This window comes from Pseudomonas sp. WJP1 (genome assembly GCF_028471945.1).
Taxonomy (GTDB): domain Bacteria; phylum Pseudomonadota; class Gammaproteobacteria; order Pseudomonadales; family Pseudomonadaceae; genus Aquipseudomonas.
Genome location: NZ_CP110128.1, coordinates 6,960,335 through 6,981,458 on the forward strand (window position 1 = coordinate 6,960,335; position 21,124 = coordinate 6,981,458).

Consider the following 21,124-nt stretch of genomic DNA (forward strand, 5'->3'; position numbering starts at 1 on the left):
GGTCAAGCGACCTCTTCATACCAAGGGCCGAACGGATCAGGCAACGAGCACCAGCTCTCTGCCCCCAGCGCCATCTCTTCATCGCTCAACAGGCAATCGTCTAGCTCGTCGGCAAGCTGCGTGAAATCGATGTTTTGGCCGATGAACACCAGTTCCTGCCGGCAATCCCCGCTATCAGCGTCCCAGTTCTGCAGGATGGCGGCTGTGCTTTCCGGGTCCTGCGGCCACTGGTCCTTCGGCACGAACCGCCACCAGCGCCCGGCAAAACCATAACGCATCATCCCACCGGCCTGGGACCAGCTGCCGGCGTCGGTGTGTTTACTCGCCAACCAGAAGAAACCCTTGGAGCGCAGCAGCTTGCCATTGAGCCACGGGCCGTCGATGAAATTGAAGAAGCGCTGCGGATGGAACGGGCGACGCGCGCGGTAGGCGTAGGACGCGACGCCATATTCATCGGTTTCCGGCACATGCTCGCCGCGCAGCTCCTGCAACCAGCCCGGCGCCTGCGCCGCTTTCTCGAAGTCGAAGCGACCGGTATCGAGGATCTTCTCTAGTGGCACTTCGCCCATGACCATCGGGATGATCTGCGCCTGAGCGTTGAGTCGCTTGAGGATTGCCGTCAGCTCATCGCGTTCGCGGCTGCTGATCAAGTCGATCTTGCTGATCAGGATGACGTCGGCGAATTCGATCTGCTCGATCAACAGATCGGTGATCGCCCGCTCATCCCCCTCCCCCAGCGTTTCGCCACGGGAAGCCAGGGTTTCGGCAGCCTGGAAGTCGAGCAGGAAATTCATGCCATCGACCACGGTGACCATGGTGTCGAGCCGGGCGATGTCGGTGAGGCTCTGGCCGTTTTCATCGCGAAAGGTAAATGTCTCCGCCACTGGCAGTGGCTCTGAAATGCCGGTTGATTCGATCAACAGGTAATCAAAACGACCCTCCCGGGCGAGCGAGCTAACCTCCTTCAACAAGTCTTCACGCAACGTGCAGCAGATGCAGCCATTGCTCATTTCCACGAGTTTCTCTTGCGCACGATTGAGGCTGACATCGCGCTGGACCTCGCTGCCGTCGATGTTGATTTCACTCATGTCATTGACGATAACAGCAACGCGCAAGCCATTTCTATTACGTAGTATGTAATTAAGAAGTGTACTTTTTCCGGCCCCAAGAAAGCCCGAAAGCACGGTTACGGGAAGGCGATTTGACATCAGAAGCTCCTCACAGGCCATTCATCAAAATTCTATCGTTGCGCGAATGTTATCATATAACATTACAAGCACGCCTCCACGATGGATTTCCTCATGAACGCACTGACTCTTCCGGACATCGCCACGCAGGCCTCACGCCAAGCCCTGCCACTGGAGTGGGTGGGCATGTGTGGCATTGCTCTTCCTGTTTTGCTCGACGGCAAAAAATCGCCTGCGACGGCCGATGCCGGCGTGAGTCTCGATAACGGCGAGGCACGCGGTATTCATATGTCACGGTTGTACCTGGCGCTGGAAACGCTCGAGCAAGAGCCGCTCACACCCAAGCAGCTGCGACGGGTTTTACACAATTTCCTGAGCAGTCACGACGGGCTATCAAACAACGCCTACCTGACCATTCACACTGATCTGCTGCTGAAAAGACCGGCTCTGCTCAGTCCTTTGGCCGGCTGGAAAAGCTATCCCGTCAGCATCGAAGCCCGTTTGAAAAACCAGATGTTCCACGTGGAACTTAAAATCGCGCTGCCTTATTCCTCAACCTGTCCTTGTTCAGCAGCGCTTTCCCGTCAATTGATTCAACAGCAATTCGTCGATGATTTTGCCAACCGGACGTTGCATCACACCGAGGTGCTGGCTTGGCTCGGCTCCCCTGAAGGCATCGTCGCAACGCCCCACAGTCAACGCAGCACGGCGCAATTGAGTCTGCGTTTGCACGAGTGTGTGGATGAGTTGCCACTGATCGCCGTGATCAACGATGCCGAGGCTGCGCTCGGCACAGCCGTGCAGACCGCCGTCAAGCGTGCTGATGAACAGGCGTTCGCCTTGGCCAATGGACAGAACCTGATGTTTTGCGAAGACGCCGCTCGACGCCTGAACGTGGCCCTGAAACGCTCACCCGGCATCAGCGGCTTTCAGATACGCGTCATCCACGCCGAAAGCCTGCATGCCCACGATGCCGTTGCCGAAAGTCGCTGGAACTGGGAGGCCACCTAATGCGTTTCCAGGCTTTGCGCCGGGATATGTACCGAAGATATGCCGCGCCTCAACAATCACGCTTCTGCGCGACTACAGGGCTTTGCAGAAAGAGTTTTGAGGGAGCACGACAAACGTCTACATGACAGCGACCGGGGTTTGGATCTAAGGTTAATCCGCTGACGCATGTGATCGAAGCATTCGAGAACAACAATCATGATCCAGATCACTCTGCCCGATGGTTCATTGCGTGAATACGATCAACCGCTGACCGTGCATGAAGTTGCCGCGAGTATTGGCCCCGGGCTGGCCAACGCTGCGGTAGCGGGTCGGGTGGACGGTCTGTTGGTGGACTGTGAGTTTGTGATCCGGGCCAATGCCAGGGTCAGCATCGTTACGCCCCAGGAACCCGACGGCCTGGAGATTCTCCGGCGCTCCTGTTCGCTGGTGCTGGCGATGGCGGTCAAGCAATTGTATTCCCATACCCAATTGCGAACCGGCTCGGCGCTGGGTGACGGATTCTATTGCGAGTTCGCTGTCGAGCGCCCAATCAGGGCCGCTGATTTGCCGCTGATCGAAGCGCGCATGCACTCATTGGCGGCGGCCAACCATTCGATTCGCCGCAGTCGCAGTCACTCCCCGTCTTGCGCCGATCTGTCGCTGTATCGCCTCGGGGACACCGACTATTTGACGAGCGGCCCGCATGTCCCCACCACCAGGGTCTTGCAGGCGTTTGCCCTCGATCACATCAACGGGACCTTGCAGCAACGCATCTATGGCACCTGCTGGTCCAGCCACCTGGAGCTGCAGCATTGGCGCCTGCCGGCCCATGTGGTGGTCGTCAGCATGGATGACAGGCAGGCGAGCTACGCCCACGCGGTCACCGAACGCCTGCGCCGCAGTGGCGTACGCGCCCTGGCGGACCTGCGCAACGAAAAAGTTCGCCACAAGATTCGGCATCACAGCCAGACGGTGCCGTACCTGGTGGTGGTCGGCGAACAGGAAAAGGCTGGCGGGTTTGTCAGCGTGCGCAATCGCAACGGGGAGGATTTTGGCAGGATGAAGGTTGAGGCGGTGTGTGAGTGGTTGGGTCAGTCGGGGATTTGAGGTGGTTGAACGGACGTCTTCCCGGGCAAGCCTCGCTCCTACAAGAACAAGGCTTTCCCGATAAGGTTAGGCTCTTGGCTTCACGGTGCCGCAGTCCTGCCCCAACCAGACCGCACGGGTATCGAGGCTACCCTTCTGCTGGATGCCGGTGGCGTTGAACGTACCGTTGACCTTGGTGGTGAACTCGCGATCGCTGAGGAAGGTGGCAACACCCGCGCCCTGCGCTTTCGGGCAGCTGAAGCGGAATTTCCACTGGTTGCCGGTGCGCTCGGTGATTTCCTGTTTGCAACCCGATTGTGGGTCGGTCAGCGGAATGTTGTCGCTCTTGACCTGCTCTGGGGTCAAGCATGCCCGAATCCCTTTGCCACCCATGGTGATGCCCTGTTTTTCCAGCTGCGCGCGCTGTTCAGGGGTCATCTGGCTTTGTATTTGACCCAGGATCAGTTGCAGATCCGGCAGGTTCTGGTCATCGACTTTCATGTTGCTCGAGGTCAATTCCCACAAACCTGGCTGAAGCATCTGCGCCTGAGCAGCCACAGGAAGTGCCAAACCAAATGCCATGGCCAAACCCAGCAGACGAACGTTCATCGAGTAACTCCTGATCAGTAGTGGCCGTTAGACGTCGCCGGCGGGCTTCGGTTCATGGGCCAATTAAATAGCGACATTCTGCACGGAACATGGTCTGTTAAGCATTGAATCTTCAGGAGCAAGGCTGCCCCCCATGGATTATTTTGGACCGCATGTCTTTGGCTATGTCATCGCCCTGCTGCACTCATTGGGCTTGGTTGCGGCAATCCATGCCGTGTTGACCGTCCGCACCGCACAAGGCTCGATTGCCTGGGCCTTGTCACTGTTGTTCATGCCTTACCTGACCCTCATTCCCTATCTGGTATTCGGCCGCAGCTCCTTCGACGGTTACATCAAGGCTCGGCGCCAGGCCAACGAGGAGATGCGCAAGGCTGTCTCCGAGCTCAACTGGCGACCGTGGGTGGAGGAAGCCCTCACCGCTCGCGCATCCAGCGCCTACGCTTCACTGAGGGCGATGCCGAAACTGGGGCGCATGCCTTGCCTGGCAAACAATGAAGTGCGCTTGCTGGTGAATGGACAGGCGACCTTCGAGGCGATTTTCCACGCCATCAGCCAGGCCCGAGAAGCTGTACTGGTCCAGTTCTTCATCATCCACGATGACCGCCTGGGCCGACGCCTGCGTGACCTGCTGCTACACAAGGCCAGCGAAGGCGTGGTGATTTACCTGCTGTACGACCGAATCGGCAGCCACTCCCTGCCCCACGCTTACGTCCAGTCGCTGCGCGACGGCGGTGTCAAGGTCAAAGCCTTCGCCACCCGCAGCGGCTGGCTCAATCGCTTCCAGGTCAACTTTCGCAACCACCGCAAGATCGTGGTCGTCGACGGCATCCTCGGCTTCGTGGGAGGCCACAACGTTGGCGATGAATACATGGGTGAGAAACCACCGCTCGCACCTTGGCGCGATACCCATGTGCAAGTACGGGGGCCAGTGGTGGCCTGCATGCAGGAGTCCTTCGCCGAAGACTGGTTCTGGGCGGCCCGCGAGTTACCGCAGCTGATCCTGCCGCAGGTTTATCCGGACGGCGGAGTGCTGTGCCAAATGCTTGCCAGCGGCCCGGCGGATGCCTACGAAACCTGTTCACTGTTCTTCGTCGAAGCGATTCACGCGTCGACCGAACGGGTGTGGATCACCAGCCCTTATTTCATCCCCGACGAAGCGGTCCTCGCTGCGTTACGCCTGGCGGTCTTGCGCGGGGTGGATGTGCGGATTTTGCTGCCGTCGAGGCCCGACCACCGAATCGTCTACGCCGCTTCCAGCCTCTATGCCTTCGAAGCTGTGCGCGCCGGTGTGCGGGTGTTCCGCTACGAACCCGGTTTCCTGCACCAGAAAGTGGTGTTGATCGACAGTGAAATCAGCGCCATCGGCAGTGCCAACATGGACAACCGTTCGTTTCGATTGAATTTCGAAGTGATGTTACTGACGGTCGACAGGGCGTTTGCTGCCCAGGTGGAGCAGATGCTCAACGACGACTTCGACCAGGCTCATGAAATCGCCAAGGAAGAAGGCCGGGAGACCCATCGCCTGCAGCAAGTCGGTATGCGGGTCGCCCGGCTTATTTCGCCCATCCTCTAGGGATTGTAGATATCGTCTCGCGTCCAGGGCAGCTCATGGCTGCCATCGGCGTGGGCTTTCACCGCGAGTATCTGGTGCAGGTTGATCCAGCCTCGGGCGAACGCATAAGCACAACCGGCCAGGTACAGGCGCCAGATGCGCAGGGCTTGATCCGGCACCAGTTTCGAGGCGGCCTCCAGGTTGTCTTCCAGGCGTTCGCTCCAGTGATCCAGGGTGCGCGCGTAATGCAGACGCAGGCTCTCGACATCGACGATCTCCAGCCCTGCTTCACTGATCTCGGCAGAGATCATCGACAGGTGCGGCAGTTCGCCGTTGGGGAACACATACTTCTCGATGAACTCCCCGGCACCGCGTCCCACAGGACGCCCATCGGTGTGCTTGGCGGTGATCCCGTGGTTCATCACCAGCCCGCCCTCTTTCACCGCGCCGAACAAGGTTTTGCAATACTCGGCCAGGTTTTCGTGCCCGACGTGTTCGAACATCCCGACGCTGACCACTTTATCGAAGCGCCCGTCCTGAGGCAGGTCGCGGTAGTCGAGTAACTGCAGCTCGACCAAATCCTCCAACCCTTCCGCTTTTACGCGTTCCCGGGCCAGGGCAAGTTGTTCCTTGCTGAGGGTAATACCGAACACCTTCGCGCCAAATTCCCGGGCTGCATACCGCGCCAACCCGCCCCAACCGCAGCCGACATCCAGCAGATATTCGCCGGGTTGCAGGCGCAACTTGCGACACAGATGACGGAATTTCGCCTGTTGGGCCTGTTCAAGGGACTCACTGCCCGTCTCGAAGTACGCGCAGGAATACGCCATGTCGCTGTCGAGCCACAGTTGATAAAAGGCGTTCGAGAGGTCGTAATGGTAGGAGATCGCCTTGGCGTCTGTTTCCTTGTCGTGGGGGGTGCGCACAGGCTGACTGTCGAGATCACCGAGCAATGCCTGACTCCACTCATCACAGACGCGGATCACATCGCTGATGGAACCTTCCAGTTCCAGTTTGCCCTCGACGAACGCAGCCCCTAGCGCGTCCAGGCTAGGATGGGTGAACTGGGTGACCATTTGTGGGTCCTTGACCACAATTGTGACACTGGGCGTCGGCCCCAGATTGAACTCATGGCCGTCCCAGAGTCGCAGGCGTAGCGGTAGCTGCAGATTCTGTAAGGCCGGTGGAAGTTGCGCGAGCATGGAAAATCCCCCTTGTTTCAGACGTCTGCTGAGAGGTTAGACCATCCTTGAAAAATAGCTGGCTATCGATTTCATAGTGAACTTCTATGATTCCAAAACTGTTCCGAATTCGCAGAAATGACCGCTCTCACCTAGATGACTGCAAATTCGGCCAACAGTTCTGTATTTTTAGAACTGCTCTTCCTTGAGCTTGAACAGTGGTTCCTGAAAGCGCAGCAAACGCCCGGCATTACCCAATACCAACAACGTACTGAGGTTGTGCAGCAACGCGGCGATCATCGCCCCTGCTGCCCCGAGCCAACCAAACGCCGCGAAAGCAACGATCGCCAAGGTCCAGCCCAAACCGATGATCACGTTCACTTGCAAGGTCTGACGGCACTGTCGACTCAAGCGCACGCAGGTACCGAGGCGCCGCAGGTCGCTACCGATCAGCACGATATCCGCTGATGCCAGCGCGATGTCCGCCCCGCCTGCGCCCATCGCCACACCAACAACACCAGCCTTGAGCGCCAGGGAATCGTTGATGCCATCACCCACCACCATAGGACGAAAACCGTTACCGATTTCTTTCAACACGCGATTCAATTTGTCCTCGGGCAAGGCCTGCGCTTCGACCTCACTGATGCCTACATCCCGCGCGAGTGTGTGAGCGACGCTGTGCCGATCGCCGGTGAGCAAAAGCTGCCGGCCCAATCCAAGGTCCTTCAGTTCGCTCAAGGCAAACCTGGCTTCCGGTTTGACGCTGTCGGCCAACAACAGCCAAGCGAGGAACTCGCCGTTGAGCGCCAGCCCGGCAATCGGGCCGTCGTGGTCGGGAACATCTGAGGTCGCTATGCCCAATTGGGCGAACAACTCCGGGCGCCCCAGCGCGGCCTCGCCCTGCTCCGTCATGGCCACCACGCCCAAACCCTGCCGCTCGCGAATGTCCGACAGCAACAGAAAATGCTCTTGTGCGACCAGCCCCGCCAGCGCCCGGCTGACCGGGTGACTGCTGGCGGACCCGAGACTGGCGGCGAGCTTCAAGACGGGGTTGCGATCCTCCAGCGGGCTCTCGATGGATTGCAGGCGCAAGGTACCGAAGGTCAGGGTTCCGGTCTTGTCGACCACCAGCGATGTGAGGTCTGCCAGCTCCTCGAGAAACGCCGAGCTGCGAATCAGAATGCCGTGCCGCGCGGCTACCGCTACCCCGGCAATCGCCGTCGCGGGCGCCGACAACACCAACGCACAAGGACAGGCAGCCACCAGCACCGCGAGCATGGCCTGGGCATCGTTGGTGATGAACCAGGTGACTGCGGCCAGCAGCAATACCAGCACCAGGTAGCTCCCGGCGTAACGCTCCAGCAACCGGGTGATCGGCGGTTTGGAACGCTCGGCGTTTTGCATCAGCGCGATCACTTTGCCGAGGGTCGATTCGTCGCCGGTCCGAGTCACTTCAATGCGCAGCAGGCCATCGAGATTGATCGCGCCACCGAACACCGCCATGCCGACGCCCGCTTCCATCGGCACCGACTCGCCGGTAATGGAGGCGGTGTCCAGACTCGCTTGGCCGGACATCACCCGACCATCCGCCGGCACCCGATCACCGGCACGGACTTCCACCAGATCGCCAGCCCTGAGCGTACCGTTGTCGACCTCGACGATGGAGCCGTCGGCCTGCACCTTGCGCGCGTGACTGCGGGTGAGTTTGCCTAAAGCATGAATGGCTTCTTGCGAACCGATCACGCTGCGCTCTTCCAGCACATGGCCGAAGATCATGATGATCGGCAGCAATGCCGCCGTCAGCAAATCGCCTGTCGCCCACGCACCGAGCATGGCCAGGGCGATCAGTTGATCGGTGATGCCATGCAGGCTTGGATACCGCAGGCTGTACCAGGCCGAACGCATCACTGGTACGGCCACCAGCACGGAAGCAACACCCAGTAGCAATTGGCTGACCCCGGTCTGTTCCGGCGACAACCAGCGCCATACGAGGCCCAGCGCGAGCAAGCCAAGTGCGAGCATGGCCAGGGTCAGTTGACGGGCAGCGCTGCGTTGTTCCGCCGAGGACAACATGCTCGGTGCAGCGGTGGTTTGAGCGGTCATTGTGCAGCTCCCTGAATGATCAGGCGGGAATCGTCTTTCGGATCAACCGTGGTGACTGAGCCGGCCTGACCCAGAATTTTCGGCATCCGCTCGCGGTAGATCCGCAGCAACATTTGCGGGTCCGCGGCTTGTTGCTGGGCGTTGGCCAGGCTCATTACCGTGGCGGTATCAGCCGACGCTTTCGCCAGCCGTTCACTCGATTGAGCATGGGCGACTTGCAGCGTGCGGTCGGCTTGTTCATTGGCGGTCTGGGTCAGCTTCTCGGCCTCGGTGCGCGCGTTGGCCACGGCCTTGTCGGCTTGCTGGCTGGCGGTCAGTACGGCGTTGAACGCATTGATCGCCGGCGCCGGCAGACTCGACTGCACGTCAACCCGAGCCACTTCGATCCCCAGCCCCTGCCCCGTCGCGGCCAATTGCGCCAAGCGTTGGTTGATACCTTGCACCAGATCGCCGCGCAGACGCTCGCGCCTTTCTGCTGCCTGATTATCCGCGCCGATCAACTCCGGACGTGCGACCAGAATAGTGTCCAGATCTCGTGCAGCCGTGAGTGCCAAGGCGCTGCGGGTCACCAGACGATCCAGGGCTGGCAACACATGCTCGCCTTGAAGTACGAAGGCATACGGCTCAGTGACCTTGTAGAAAACCCGCACATCCAGTTGCACTACACCGGCATCCCCCGTCAGCAAATAACCGGAGCCTGCCAGTGCGTCACTGATCGGCGTCGCAAAACTGGCCGCGCGATCGGCCTGCAATGCGGCATCCGTGCGCAACAGGTTTTCCACTCGACGCTCGATTACCCGGTCCGCCGCTGGCAGCAAAATCACCTGCTCAAACGGTCGCGGCCAGGCCAACAGCAAACCGGCATTCTGGATGCGATCCAGCGCGCCGAAGTGCAAAACAACCGCGCGATTTTGCGGATCAATCTGCCGCACATTGGAGAACGCCCATGCCAAAGCGGCCAACACCGTCACTGCATATAGGGCGAGAAACGCCAAGCGTCCGGCCTGAATCCACGGGCTGCTCAACTCATGTGTTCCACGTGGAACCAAATTCATGGCTGCGATCCGGGTTTGCTATCGAGCGTCGGCGGACCGTCAACCAACACCCGGAAAGGCGCGGCATCGGTACGCAGGATCAGTTTGGTGCCTGGGGTGATCACCGTGCCCAAGGTGTCAAGCGAGCGCAGCAGGTTGTAAAGCTGCGGTGAGCCGGCGTAGGCACGCGCATAAATCTGCGCGGCTTCAACCCGGGATTGCGCCTCGATGTCAGCCGCTTTCACCGTGGCATCGGCCTGGACGATTCGCGCATCACGTTCCGCCGCGGAGCGAATTTGCGCCGCTTCGCGCTTACCGATGGCGGTGCGTTCGGTCGCGATGGTTTCACGCTCGGCGCGCATGCGATCGACCGTCGCAGTGAGCGTGACCGATGGCAAGGTCAGGCGCTCGATGCCGACTTGCAGCACTCGCACACCATAGGTGGTCAGCAACTGCTGATCGATTTGCTTGCGCAGCTGCGCTTCGAAATCGGCGATGTGCACTTGATTGGCGTCGGTGTTCACCAGGTTAGCCAGATCGAAACTACTGGCCGTGGTTTCCAGGGCGGAGCCGACGAAGGTGCGGATCTGCCGAGCCGCTTCGTCCGGCTGGTTTTGCACTGCGCGCATAAAGCGCTGCACGTTGTCCGCATCACCCTGCACCTGCCAGGCAACGTAAGCCTGAACGATGATGCGCAAGCCGTCCCGCGTGCCCACATCCTGCAAACCGCTGGACGTGGTGCGCAGTCGCAGATCCACCGGGATCGCCGCTTCGAAGGGTGCCGGCCAGCGCCAGCCAAGGCCCGGCTCCAGCAACACTCGCGATGGGTTGCCAAAACGAGTGATGACCGTGGCTTCGCCCGAACGCACTTGCACCAGGCTCGCAGCCGCCACGGCAAAGGCCACCAACAACGCCGCCCAGGCCATGCGTCGCCAAGGGAATGGACCGGCTTCCTGCGGATCACCGTGGTGGTGATGGTGATGACCGTGGTGATGTCCGCCGTGGCCGTGATCGTGGCCACTGTGGTCGGCGTGATCGTGGGTATGTGGTTGGCTCAATTGGCGGCTCCTGGCTGAGCAGTTTTACGCGACGACGCAGGGTCAGCCGGCAACGTGAATGTACGCAGATCAATGGTCGGTGCATTGCTGCTGCCGCCCAGACGATGATCGAGGACCAGTAACCTGGCATTGGCCAGGCCCTGGGAAAGTTGGCCGAGATATTGCTCCAGCACGAAGGCCTGGCCGGCACTGGCGTAAGCCTTTTTCTCGGCGCTGAATTTCAGCTCGCCCGCCTTGGCCGTCGCGTTGATTTCATGGGCATTCGCCGTTGCCTGATCCCGGGCAATGCTCGCCTGCAACTGCGCCTGGTTGGTGGCTTCGGCGGCGGCTCCGCGTTCGCGGGCGATCAACGCCTGAGCGCCGATCTGTGCGGCTTGCACCCCGTGATAAGCATTGGCCGCCCCTGCCGGTGGGTGAATCGCTTCGACCACCGTGGCGAGAATTTCCACGCCACTGTTTAGTTTCTGCAGGTCGACCTGCACGGCCCGGCCGATTTCCTCGGCGAGCCCTACCCGGTCCTCACCGAGCAAACCGTCCAGGGTTCGTGAGGCGAAGTCGTGAACCAGAATGCGGCTGGCGGTGCTGCGAATCAGCGTTGGCACATCCGCGCTGTTGTAGGTTGCTGCCAATGCCGCCTGATCGCTCAAACCGATGCGATAGACAAAACGGACGTCCATGTTGACGATCTGAAAGCTCTGCTTGTCCGCACGGCTGCTGGCAATCACCTGGGATTTGTCATTCACATGGCTGGCGTCCCACAACCGGTTGGCGGTCATCGGTGCCGGGCCTTCGGCGGGGTCTGCCTGCACGGGTGCCGACGTTTCGCCGACACTGGTGGCCAATTCGTGAACCACGCCATTTTCGACACTCAGCACCCGGCCCAACGGCCACGGTAAACCTGCATGCAGACCCGGACCGAACACCGTCACCGGTTTGCCGAAACGCTCGTAGATCCCCCGCCCTTGCAGCGGAATTTCGTGAACACCGCTGAGTGACCATCCGACGAGGGCAACAACGAACAGCACCGGCAACAATGCCCGGCGCATGTAAGTGAAGGCCCAGATCTGCCTCAGGTCGATGCCAAAGCGGTTGTGCAATTCGTGCTGCAACGCCTGCAATGGTTGCGGTGGCCAGCGCAGCATATCGGCGACAAAACTGCGCGCCAGCAGCGCAGGTTCAAGTTGTTCGCGACGTGGGCTGAACAATGACAGTACGGCACGAAGTAGCAATTCGAAGGCCACGAACCCCGGCAGCAGGCCGATCAGTACGGCCAGACGCACCGGCCAAACCGAAGTTTCATTGCCGAACAGCAGGCATAACGCTCCAAGTATCAGGCTGATGATTGCAACGCGAGTCAGCTGCGCCAAGGCTTGCGCCTCGGGCCATTGAGCGCTGTTTTCCTGGGCAAGCTGACGTTCCAGAACCAGCAATCCAAAGGCCAGCAATAACCCCAGGGCCGCGCCGATAGTGGCCGACATTCCCAGCGCTGCGGGTGGCAAAGCAAGGTTCCAGGCCTGATTGACGCATAACAACGCCAGCAGCGCCCAACCACCCAGCCACAGCGTTGGCGCACCGATTTGCCTGAGTAGCTTCAGCCAGCGCTGGCTGATTCGCTCCAGTAGCCGTTCGTACCAGCCCACCGGTGCTTCAGCTTCTTCAGAGTCGACCACTGGCGCCAAGGGATTCATCGCCCGCGCCCGCCATTTCGTCACCCACCAGGCCGATTGCAAGCCAGCGACCAACACCAGCAACGCAGCGCTCTGATTGAATAACAGAGGAGGCCAAAGGGATTGCGGCGCAAACAGCCCGACAAAAAACCCCAGCACCAAGCCCATTGCCGCGAGCGCGCCGAGACCAATGGCGAACTGGCGCAATCGTGGCCCTTGAAAAACTGCCTGCTGAAAGCGCGGTAGCCTGGCTACCTGCGCTCCCTCATCACCCTCTTCGAGATCGACTTGCATACCACTCCAGTGTTTATCTTTGCCCACGCGGCATTTCGTTACGATATAACGATATGGGTGAAATTTTCGTACTCAATCGCCTTATCTAAAGATGCTCAACCTGTCGCCAAGCTGAAGCCTTGACCGAAATGCACCGGAACGCACATATTACGTTCGTAATTTTATTCAAAGACTACTTTTACCCCTCCCGATCCGCTTTCAATCCAGGAGTAAATCCATGAGCACCTATGACGTCGTGATACTCGGTGGTGGCCCCGGTGGCTACAACGCAGCCATCCGTGCGGGCCAACTGGGATTGAAGGCGGCGTGCGTAGAAGGCCGCGCCACGCTCGGCGGCACCTGCCTGAACGTCGGCTGCATGCCGTCCAAGGCATTGCTGCACGCCTCCGAACTTTACGATGCAGCCATGGGAACGGAATTCGCCAACCTTGGGATCGAGGTCAAGCCCACGCTCAACCTTGCCCAGATGATGAAACAGAAAGATGAAAGCGTGACCGGGCTGACCAAGGGCATCGAGTTTCTCTTTCGTAAAAACAAGGTCGACTGGATCAAAGGCTGGGGCCACATCGACGGTCCGGGCAAAGTCACCGTGACGGATAACGCCAGCGGCAAGACCGAACTGACCGGCAAAGACATCATCATCGCCACCGGTTCCGAACCCACTCCCCTGCCCGGCGTGGACATCGATAACCAACGCATCCTCGATTCCACCGGCGCACTGTCATTGAAAGAAGTGCCGAAACACCTGGTGGTGATCGGCGCCGGGGTGATCGGGCTGGAACTGGGTTCGGTCTGGCGGCGCTTGGGAGCGCAAGTGACCGTGGTCGAATTCCTTGATCGGATCTGCCCGGGTGTCGACGGCGAAGCAGGCAAAACCCTGCAACGCTCATTGAGCAAGCAAGGCATCAGTTTCAAATTGAGTTCAAAAGTGACCAGCGCCACGACGTCCGCAACCGGTGTGCAGCTCAGCGTCGAGCCCGCCTCGGGCGGCACCGCCGAGTCGCTGGAGGCCGATTACGTGCTGGTGGCGATCGGACGTCGGCCTTACACCCAAGGCCTGGGGTTGGAGAACGTCGGCCTCGCTACCGATAAACGCGGCATGCTCGCCAACAAGGGGCACCGCACTGAGGCCGCGGGGGTCTGGGTGATTGGCGATGTCACCTCCGGCCCCATGCTTGCCCACAAGGCCGAGGACGAAGCCATGGCCTGCGTCGAACAGATCGTCGGCAAGGCTGGCGAGGTCAATTACGAGCTGATCCCCAACGTGATTTACACCAAACCCGAGCTAGCCAGTGTTGGCAAGACCGAAGAACAACTGAAGGCCGAAGGTCGCGCATTCAAAGTCGGCAAATTTCCGTTTACCGCCAACAGCCGGGCGAAGATCAATCACGAAACCGAAGGTTTCGCCAAAGTGCTGGCCGATGAGCGCACCGACGAAATTCTCGGTGTGCATCTCGTGGGGCCAAGCGTCAGTGAAATGATTGGCGAGTATTGCGTGGCCATGGAGTTCAGCGCGTCCGCCGAAGACATTGCCCTGACCTGTCATCCACACCCGACCCGTTCCGAAGCCTTGCGCCAGGCGGCGATGAATGTGGAGGGGATGGCGACGCAGATGTAGGAGCGAGCTTGCTCGCGATGGGGCATAGGCCGTCTATAGCGGCAAATGCCCCAACGGCAATGCTCCCGGCGTCTTCACCGTATGAATCGCAAAGTTACTGCGGATATCGCTCACACCTGGCAGCTTCAACAAACAGCCAGTAAGAAACCGGTCGTAGGCACGTAAATCCGGTACCACCACTTGCAACAGAAAATCCGACTCTCCTGACACCAGGAACGCCGAAATAACCTCAGGCAATGCCGTCACGGCCAAGCGAAAAGATTCAGCCTGTTCATCGTTATGGCGCTCGACTTTCACCCCGACGAACACGGTCAACCCGAGCCCGACTTCGTCGCGATCCAGATTGGCCTGATAACCACGAATCACCCCAGCCTCTTCCAGCATCCGTACCCGGCGCAAGCATGGCGAAGCCGACAGACCGATTTCGTCAGCCAACTGCACATTGCTCAGGCGACCATCCCGTTGCAGCGCGGCGAGAATCTTGCGGTCGTAGGCATCCAGTTTCATCGTTTGGCAGATCCTGCTGGCTGAGCTGTGATTTGTTGGCAGGTTATGCCAAACCAGACAGCTTTAGAAGCGAACTACGCAAGCACATGCCCTGCTCCCTGGCTCTAGACTGGCCCTACTGAATCGACAACGAACAGGGGTGCAACATGGCGGGATTGGGGCTGTTTTTCATGGCGTTGGCAGTGGTCTATCTGTTACCCGGCCCGGACATGATCCTGCTGCTGCAAACGGGTGCCCGTCAGGGCAAAGGCGCTGCATTGGCCACGGCGGTCGGCCTGGGGATCGCCCGTGGTTGTCATGTGGTGCTGGCGGCGTTGGGGTTGGCGGCATTGTTCAAGGCAGCGCCCTGGACGTTTGACGTGGTGCGCCTGGTGGGCGCTGCCTATCTGCTGTGGATCGGCATTCAATGTTTGCGAACGACGATGCTGCCAAGCTTGAACGGGCCAGGTGCAACGGACGAAAAACCACGCTGGGGCGAAGCCATCCGCCGCGGTTTACTGACCAATCTGCTCAATCCCAAGGCGCTGCTGTTCTGCTCGGTGTTGCTCCCGCAGTTCATCGATCCACTCAACGGACCGGTGCTCGCACAATTTGCGGTCCTGGGCCTGGTGTTGGTCGGTGTCGGCTTGCTGTTCGATAGCACCTACGCCTTGACCGGTGCCGCGCTGGGTCGTTGGCTGCAACGCAGCCCCGGCGCCCAGCGCCTGCAACAATGGCTGTTCGGTAGCCTGTTGATCGGTTTCGCCGTGCGGCTGACCTTTGTTCAACAGGCTTGAACCTCATCGCACCTTGCGGCGGCGGCGCTTGACCTGCACCAGCGCCACTGCCATGACCAGCAGCACGCCACCTATCTGCAGAGCAGTCTTGTACGGTCGCAGGGCCGAACGAGCAGCGTCGGTGGCCTGGGTGACATAGCGCTTGTCGGCGTTCTCAAAGTCGGGATATGGGCATTGATGCCCAAAATCCGCCGCCCACTCCACGAATGGCCCCTCGTTGACATATCGCTGGTAGAGCGCACTTTGTTCTTCAAGGCTGCTGTTCCAGCCGGCCGCTTCACACAGCACTGCGGCAAACGCCTGGCTGGTGTGCGGCAAATTGTCGGCAGCTCGGCTGGCCAGTGCGGTCGCCACGAAGCGATAGTGGTAGCGCTGATCGGGTTGGGCGGCACTGGCTTGCTGACGCTTCACTTCGTCCTCGGCTACCAGTGGCCCGACCTTGAGTTCAGTGCTCTCAAGACTGAAGTTGCCACCTAACGTGGCATAGTCCGGCGCCATTTCGTAGCCGAGGATATCCATCCCCCACTCCCGAGCGGTCCAGGCCGCGTTGAACAGTGCCGCGGCACGTCGCGTCGGCCACCACGCCGAATCGGCCGCCATCCGTTGTTGGCCGTACAACCTGGCTTTGTGGCGCAAGCCATCGTTATCGAAATAAGCCGGCGCTTGCTCGTAGTGCCCTTCGCGCAGCAAACGCCGCCCCAGCAGATTGCGCAAGCTCGCCGCCACCGGCAGAGGTACGTAGTTGTCCATGTCCTGCTGACTGCGTGGTGGCGGTGCCGGAACCTGGGTGTCGACGTAGTGCTTGAGCTCATCCAGCGTCAGGACACGCTCGGCAACAGTGGCCGCATCGAACCAATAGATGCCTTGGCTGCGGTACAACTGGTCGAACGCCTGCAGATAATCCCCGCGTTGCAGGGCCAGGATCGCGCTTTCGCCTTCGACCCGACATTTGGGTTGCAGGGTTTCGAAATCGAAGTCCGGCGTTCTCCGATCGCCCCACGATTCATTCTGCGGGAAGGCCTTGGCTGCCTTGGCATACGCTCCAGCCGCCGCCGCTTTATCGCCATCGCGCACCGCCAGTTTGGCCCGCAGCCACCAGGCCAGGCCGCCATCGCCGGCGTGCTCGAGAAAGGTTTTGGCACTGCTGAAATCGCCCTGTTGATAATTCATCGCGGCCAGGCGGTCCGCATTGTCGAGGCTGCCGCGCGTGCTGTCCTGCAACAGCTTGATCAGTTTTTTCTCGTTCGGTGGTTGATCACCGAATGACCAGCCCAGCCGACTGATCAAGGAGGCGGTCACCAGTTGCTGCACGGGCTTTCCCTTGAGCAGTACGGCCAGTTGGTCCTCGGGCATCGAAGCCAGATCAGCCATCAACAGCTTCAACGAGGTGTAACCCACGGCCGAACCCTGAAGGTTTTGCGTGGCATAGAGTTCGATGGCGCGGTTCCAGTCACCCGCCGTCCGGGCCACGCGGGCTTCTTCACCGAGGCTGGCGACGCCCAGTTCCAGCGGATCGCTGAAGCCGTCAATGCTCAGCTGACGCGTTTGCTCGAAGGCTTTGCGCGATTGTTCCAGCAGGTCGGGGGCCGCATCAGCCTGCGAACTCATGGCGAACAACGCCCGCCCCAGCGAGTAGCCAGCCCAGGTACTGCGCAATGCCCGTTGATCAGCGGGCAGCGCCAGCACCTGGCGGAAGTATTCGGCAGCCAGCGCCTGGTCGCCGGCATTGAACGCCACCGCGCCCGCCAGATACAACTTGAGCTCGGCGGGCAGGCTCGCACCCTGTGCTTCAACCTGGCGGGCATCGGCGAGCCCGCGCAACAGTTTCACCTGCGCCTGCTGTTCATGGGTCAAACCCGCCTGCTCGGCCTGATCCCGCAGCTGTGCGTGATCGGAGGTTTCACCATAGGCTGCGCCCGGGTCGAGGGTGGCTGCCGTGACAGGCTTGAGACCGGTAATCCCATGACCGAGGCGACTCACCTCGAAACTGAAATTGCCTTCCGGCAACTCCGCCAGCGATTGTCCTCGATTGTCCAGCAGCCGCATGGGGAAATCCGGCCCGCACGCCATGGCCGCCAACGGCAGGCCAAGGCTCAGACAGAGCAAGTGACGGGGCCAGTTACGGGTGAACATTCGAAGCTCCTTGATCAATGGTTGCGCAGCGTGCCCAACCGATGGCGCGCTGTCCGCCAGCCGCTATCCGACCGTCGCGCAGGCGGGTGAAGGTAAGCAGGTTCGGCTCTTGTTGCAACGTATAACCGGCCAGCGCATCGGCGCCCTCGCAACCTTGTACCGCCAGCGTCACGCGCTCGGGCCAGGCATTATCGAGGTTGCCCACATTGGTGATAGCGATGTCATAGAGGCCTCCGTGCTCCGAAAGATTCAGTGCCAGATGACTCCCAAGAACTTCACCACGCGACACCGCGCGCAAGGTCGCCAGGCTCCAGGCTCGACGGTCGTTTGTCAAAGGCAGGCGAAACCAGATCAAGCCGGCCAGATGAGCCGGCGGATCCGCGCGCAACCGGGCAGCAAGCTTGCTCAATTGCAGCGGATCAGCCAACAGCTCCCGGCGCTTGCCGTGACGTTCAATCGCAACTTCGCTCTCCACGATGGGCGCGCCACCGACACTCGGCAACAACGCGACACCATAGGCCGGCAGGGCCAGGAAAAAGGGTTTCGACGTGAGGCGACTCCAGGCCATTGCCCATTGGCGAGCGAGGTCGGGATCGAACAAACCGCGTCGAGGATCGCTCACGGCATGTACCTGTAACACGCTGCTATCGACGGTGGATAACAACGCCGGCAACTCTGGACTGTCGAGCCACGCTGGCAATGCGGTGATGCTCAAGGCCATGGACGTCGGCAGCACAGAGCGCAGGTGCGCAAGAAACTCACGATAGGCGGGTAGCCGGGCGTTGCCCGCATCGTGGTCGATTTCCACCCCGGCGAGGATCAGTCCCTGGCCCTGCCAATCGCTGATCAGTTGCTGGATCTGCCCCATGACCTCGTCCTGATCCAGCGACTTGAGCTGGCCATCCAGGCGAACCACCGCAATCAACGGCCTGCCATCGCGCTTGAGCAGCGCCGGATCAATCCGCGCGCGACTCCAGCCCGCCTGAGGGAAGGCCTGAAGTGCAAGCACCCGCAAGGTGGAAAAATCGGCGCGACTGTCTCGCAATGCAGCGTCATGCGCTGGAGTCCATTGCCGTTGCCAGACATAGAGTTGCTGATCGAGTGGCGGTGCGTCGTGCTGCTCGCAACCACCAAGCAGCGCGAGCGCCATCAGCGAGACGATCACGCGAGTGAGAAAAACCATGAGAAAACGCCTGTCCCTGAAATGCACAAAGGGCCCTTCTCGGCCCTTTTTCGTACGACTCCTACCCTACTCAGCCATCGACCAATGGGCAATGGCTCCTGCGATGATCCCTCAGAGGTCCAGGACCAGAGGCTGCGCGCCTTGAGCCGGTACAGCACAACAAATCAGCACCTGACCTTCGTCCGGTACCTCCGCGGGTGGCTGCGGATAATTGACCTGGCCGCTGATCAGCCGGGTCTTGCAGGTCCCACAAGAACCGCCACGGCAACTGAACTCCGGGTGCAATCCGCGGCTTTCCGCCAGCTCCAACAGAGTGCCGCCGTCCGGTTGCCAACGCGCCTCCTTGGCTGAGCGCTCGAACACCACCGGCACCGAGGTGGTCGCCGCTGGCGGTTGTTCGATGATTACGGCGTCGGGGTCGGGCCGACGGCGCAACGTCGAGGGACCGAAGGTTTCAGCGTGAATCCGCGCGTCGCGAATATCCAGTTCGCGCAGGGCGTCGTACAGCGCCTGGGTAAAACTGCCGGGCCCACAGAGGACAAAATCCAGCTGATCGTAGTCCTCGACCTCGAGCAGTTCCGAGAGCCGACCGACATCGATTCGCCCGGTCAAATCGAAGTCCTCGCCCTCCTGCGCCCCTGGCTCAGGTTGACTGAGCAGGCGTACCACCCTGACCGCGTCGCCGACACGCTCGAGCAAGCGATCCACCTCGGGGCGAAACGGCTGATCGGCCAACGTGCGCGAACTCTGGAAGAACCAGGTCGGCCGGATGTGGCGGGTGCGCAAGCCTTGATAGACCACCTCACGCAGCATCGACAGCAGCGGCGTAATTCCCACGCCAGCGGCCAACAACACCAGAGGCCGACGCTCATGGGGCGCCACGGTGAAATGCCCTTGGGGCGCCCGTGCCTCCAACAGGTCACCGACGCGAACCTGTTCATGCAGGTGCGACGATACCCGACCATCACGCTTCACGCTGATACGGAAAAAGTCATCCGATGGCGCACTCGACAGGCTGTACGTGCGGATATGGGTTTCGCCATCAATGTTGAAGCGCAACGGTAAATGCTGGCCGGCCTGAAACAATGGCAACCCGGCGCCGTCGGCTGGCTCCATATAGATCGAGCGGATGTGCTGGCTTTCCGCTTCGATCCGCACCACCCGCAGCGGCCGCCATTGATCGCCCAAGGTCTTGGCTTGCAAGCGCGCCTTGGCCTGCTCCCAAGTACCCGTCAGCAAACTGGTGGGAGAAACACCGTCAAAGCGCCAGCGCAAACCGAGGGCAGCGGGACGACGCACAACGTGTTCCACGTGGAACATCCACAAACGTTCGGCACCTTGAAATGCCTCAACCTGCGGGCCTTCAAGAATGATTTCGGTGCGCCCGCTGAGGTGTAGCAGGTCACCGGTATTGAAATCGATGAACAGCAAACCAGCCTTTGGATTGATCAGCAAATTGCCCAGGGTATTGAAAAACAGGTTGCCGGCAAAATCCGGGATGGTCAGGCGATTGCCTTCCACCTGGACGAAACCCGCCTGACCGCCACGGTGGGAAACATCCACCGACCGTACGCCATCGACGTCCACGAAACTCGCGACAAAGAAGGTGTCCGCATCGGCAATCATGCCTTTGGCCGCGTCATCCAGTTCATTGAATTGCTGCGCGGGACGTGTTGCCGGATCCGCCAGGGGTACCGAACGGAACTGCCTCAATTGGATGTACTGCGGGCAATTACCAAAGGACTGATCCACCCTCACTGCAAATTCGCTGGCGCTCATTGCACCGATATGGCCATTGATGCGATTACGGCGCCGGGTATGCAATTCAATGCCCAGCAGCCCGATCGCCGCCCCCACGCTCAACTGCGCGGGATCATCGGCAGCCGGCAAGCTGCTAAATTGCAACAATCCTGGTTCGGGTGAATGAGCAAAACCCGGTTCACCTTCAAGCACGCTGGCCCAAGGGCGACCGTCAGCATCCACCGCGCCGTACAACATGAACGGAAGCTGCTGATAAAAGGTGCGGTGTTGATCCGGCATCTGGTCGCGAATCACCCTGCGCCCTAGTACGTCCATTCGCTCACTGACACCAATATGAGCCTGCAACTCTTTCTCTCCAGCATGCCACGGTGAATGGTCCATTGCG

Annotated in this window: 16 protein-coding genes; 5 read left to right on the plus strand and 11 right to left on the minus strand. The window is 60.3% G+C overall.

The features are described 5' to 3' along the window. Nucleotides 1–2: 2 nt before the first annotated feature. Nucleotides 3–1,208 carry a zinc metallochaperone GTPase ZigA gene (zigA, locus tag OH720_RS31470; RefSeq protein ID WP_272604071.1) on the minus strand — a complete coding sequence of 402 codons (1,206 nt, stop codon included), beginning with the start codon at nucleotides 1,206–1,208 and terminating at the stop codon, nucleotides 3–5. A 93-nt stretch (nucleotides 1,209–1,301) separates the two neighbouring features. Between zigA and folE2 the strand changes: the two genes are divergently transcribed. Together folE2 and OH720_RS31480 are read left to right on the plus strand one after the other, a co-directional pair. Then, on the plus strand, nucleotides 1,302–2,198 hold the full coding sequence (folE2, locus tag OH720_RS31475; protein WP_272604072.1) for a GTP cyclohydrolase FolE2: 897 nt from the start codon (nucleotides 1,302–1,304) through the stop codon (nucleotides 2,196–2,198). Nucleotides 2,199–2,393: 195 nt separating this feature from the next. Further along, nucleotides 2,394–3,284, plus strand: a complete 891-nt coding sequence (locus tag OH720_RS31480) for a His/Gly/Thr/Pro-type tRNA ligase C-terminal domain-containing protein (RefSeq protein ID WP_272604073.1) — start codon at nucleotides 2,394–2,396, stop codon at nucleotides 3,282–3,284. A gap of 66 nt (nucleotides 3,285–3,350) precedes the next feature. Here the strand turns inward: OH720_RS31480 and OH720_RS31485 are convergent, their stop codons facing one another. Further along, a complete protein-coding gene (locus tag OH720_RS31485) occupies nucleotides 3,351–3,872 on the minus strand; it encodes a DUF3617 domain-containing protein (RefSeq protein WP_020797958.1) in 522 nt (173 codons plus the stop codon). A gap of 133 nt (nucleotides 3,873–4,005) precedes the next feature. On the opposite strand from OH720_RS31485, the gene cls reads away from it, so the two are divergent. Continuing rightward, nucleotides 4,006–5,445: a cardiolipin synthase gene (cls, locus tag OH720_RS31490; protein ID WP_272604074.1), complete on the plus strand. Its 1,440-nt coding sequence runs from the start codon at nucleotides 4,006–4,008 to the stop codon at nucleotides 5,443–5,445. Here the strand turns inward: cls and cfaB are convergent. The 5 genes from cfaB to hflK (OH720_RS31515) form a co-directional block, all read right to left on the minus strand. Then, entirely contained in the window at nucleotides 5,442–6,626 is a 1,185-nt protein-coding gene (gene cfaB / locus OH720_RS31495) for a C17 cyclopropane fatty acid synthase CfaB (protein ID WP_272604075.1), read from the minus strand. The genes cls and cfaB overlap by 4 nt on opposite strands. A 168-nt stretch (nucleotides 6,627–6,794) precedes the next feature. Next, the gene (locus OH720_RS31500) at nucleotides 6,795–8,708 is read right to left on the minus strand and encodes a heavy metal translocating P-type ATPase (RefSeq protein WP_272604076.1); all 1,914 of its coding nucleotides are present in this window, start codon (nucleotides 8,706–8,708) and stop codon (nucleotides 6,795–6,797) included. Then, entirely contained in the window at nucleotides 8,705–9,763 is a 1,059-nt protein-coding gene (hflK, locus tag OH720_RS31505; protein ID WP_272604077.1) for a protease modulator HflK, read from the minus strand. Before hflK (OH720_RS31505) ends, OH720_RS31500 begins: the two co-directional genes overlap by 4 nt. Next, nucleotides 9,760–10,800 carry a protease modulator HflC gene (gene hflC / locus OH720_RS31510; protein WP_272604078.1) on the minus strand — a complete coding sequence of 347 codons (1,041 nt, stop codon included), beginning with the start codon at nucleotides 10,798–10,800 and terminating at the stop codon, nucleotides 9,760–9,762. The genes hflK (OH720_RS31505) and hflC overlap by 4 nt, the downstream gene beginning before the upstream one ends. Then, on the minus strand, nucleotides 10,797–12,761 hold the full coding sequence (hflK, locus tag OH720_RS31515) for a protease modulator HflK (RefSeq protein WP_272604079.1): 1,965 nt from the start codon (nucleotides 12,759–12,761) through the stop codon (nucleotides 10,797–10,799). Before hflK (OH720_RS31515) ends, hflC begins: the two co-directional genes overlap by 4 nt. Before the next feature lie 217 nt (nucleotides 12,762–12,978). On the opposite strand from hflK (OH720_RS31515), the gene lpdA reads away from it, so the two are divergent. After that, nucleotides 12,979–14,379: a dihydrolipoyl dehydrogenase gene (lpdA, locus tag OH720_RS31520; protein WP_272604080.1), complete on the plus strand. Its 1,401-nt coding sequence runs from the start codon at nucleotides 12,979–12,981 to the stop codon at nucleotides 14,377–14,379. 33 nt (nucleotides 14,380–14,412) lie between these two features. Here the strand turns inward: lpdA and OH720_RS31525 are convergent, their stop codons facing one another. Then, the gene (locus tag OH720_RS31525) at nucleotides 14,413–14,886 is read right to left on the minus strand and encodes an Lrp/AsnC family transcriptional regulator (protein ID WP_272604081.1); all 474 of its coding nucleotides are present in this window, start codon (nucleotides 14,884–14,886) and stop codon (nucleotides 14,413–14,415) included. Between the two features lie 146 nt (nucleotides 14,887–15,032). On the opposite strand from OH720_RS31525, the gene OH720_RS31530 reads away from it, so the two are divergent. Next, complete coding sequence (locus tag OH720_RS31530; RefSeq protein ID WP_272604082.1) at nucleotides 15,033–15,662, plus strand: LysE family translocator; 630 nt, start codon at nucleotides 15,033–15,035, stop codon at nucleotides 15,660–15,662. A gap of 3 nt (nucleotides 15,663–15,665) precedes the next feature. Here the strand turns inward: OH720_RS31530 and OH720_RS31535 are convergent, their stop codons facing one another. The 3 genes from OH720_RS31535 to OH720_RS31545 all read right to left on the minus strand — a co-directional run bounded on the left by OH720_RS31535 (nucleotide 15,666) and on the right by OH720_RS31545 (nucleotide 21,120). Beyond that, on the minus strand, nucleotides 15,666–17,795 hold the full coding sequence (locus OH720_RS31535) for a hypothetical protein (protein WP_272604083.1): 2,130 nt from the start codon (nucleotides 17,793–17,795) through the stop codon (nucleotides 15,666–15,668). Next, nucleotides 17,782–18,978 (minus strand): DUF3142 domain-containing protein, encoded by a 1,197-nt coding sequence (locus tag OH720_RS31540; RefSeq protein ID WP_272604084.1) that lies wholly within the window; start codon nucleotides 18,976–18,978, stop codon nucleotides 17,782–17,784. The genes OH720_RS31535 and OH720_RS31540 overlap by 14 nt, the downstream gene beginning before the upstream one ends. A 111-nt stretch (nucleotides 18,979–19,089) precedes the next feature. Beyond that, entirely contained in the window at nucleotides 19,090–21,120 is a 2,031-nt protein-coding gene (locus OH720_RS31545) for a 2Fe-2S iron-sulfur cluster-binding protein (protein ID WP_272604085.1), read from the minus strand. Between the last annotated feature and the right edge of the window lie 4 nt (nucleotides 21,121–21,124).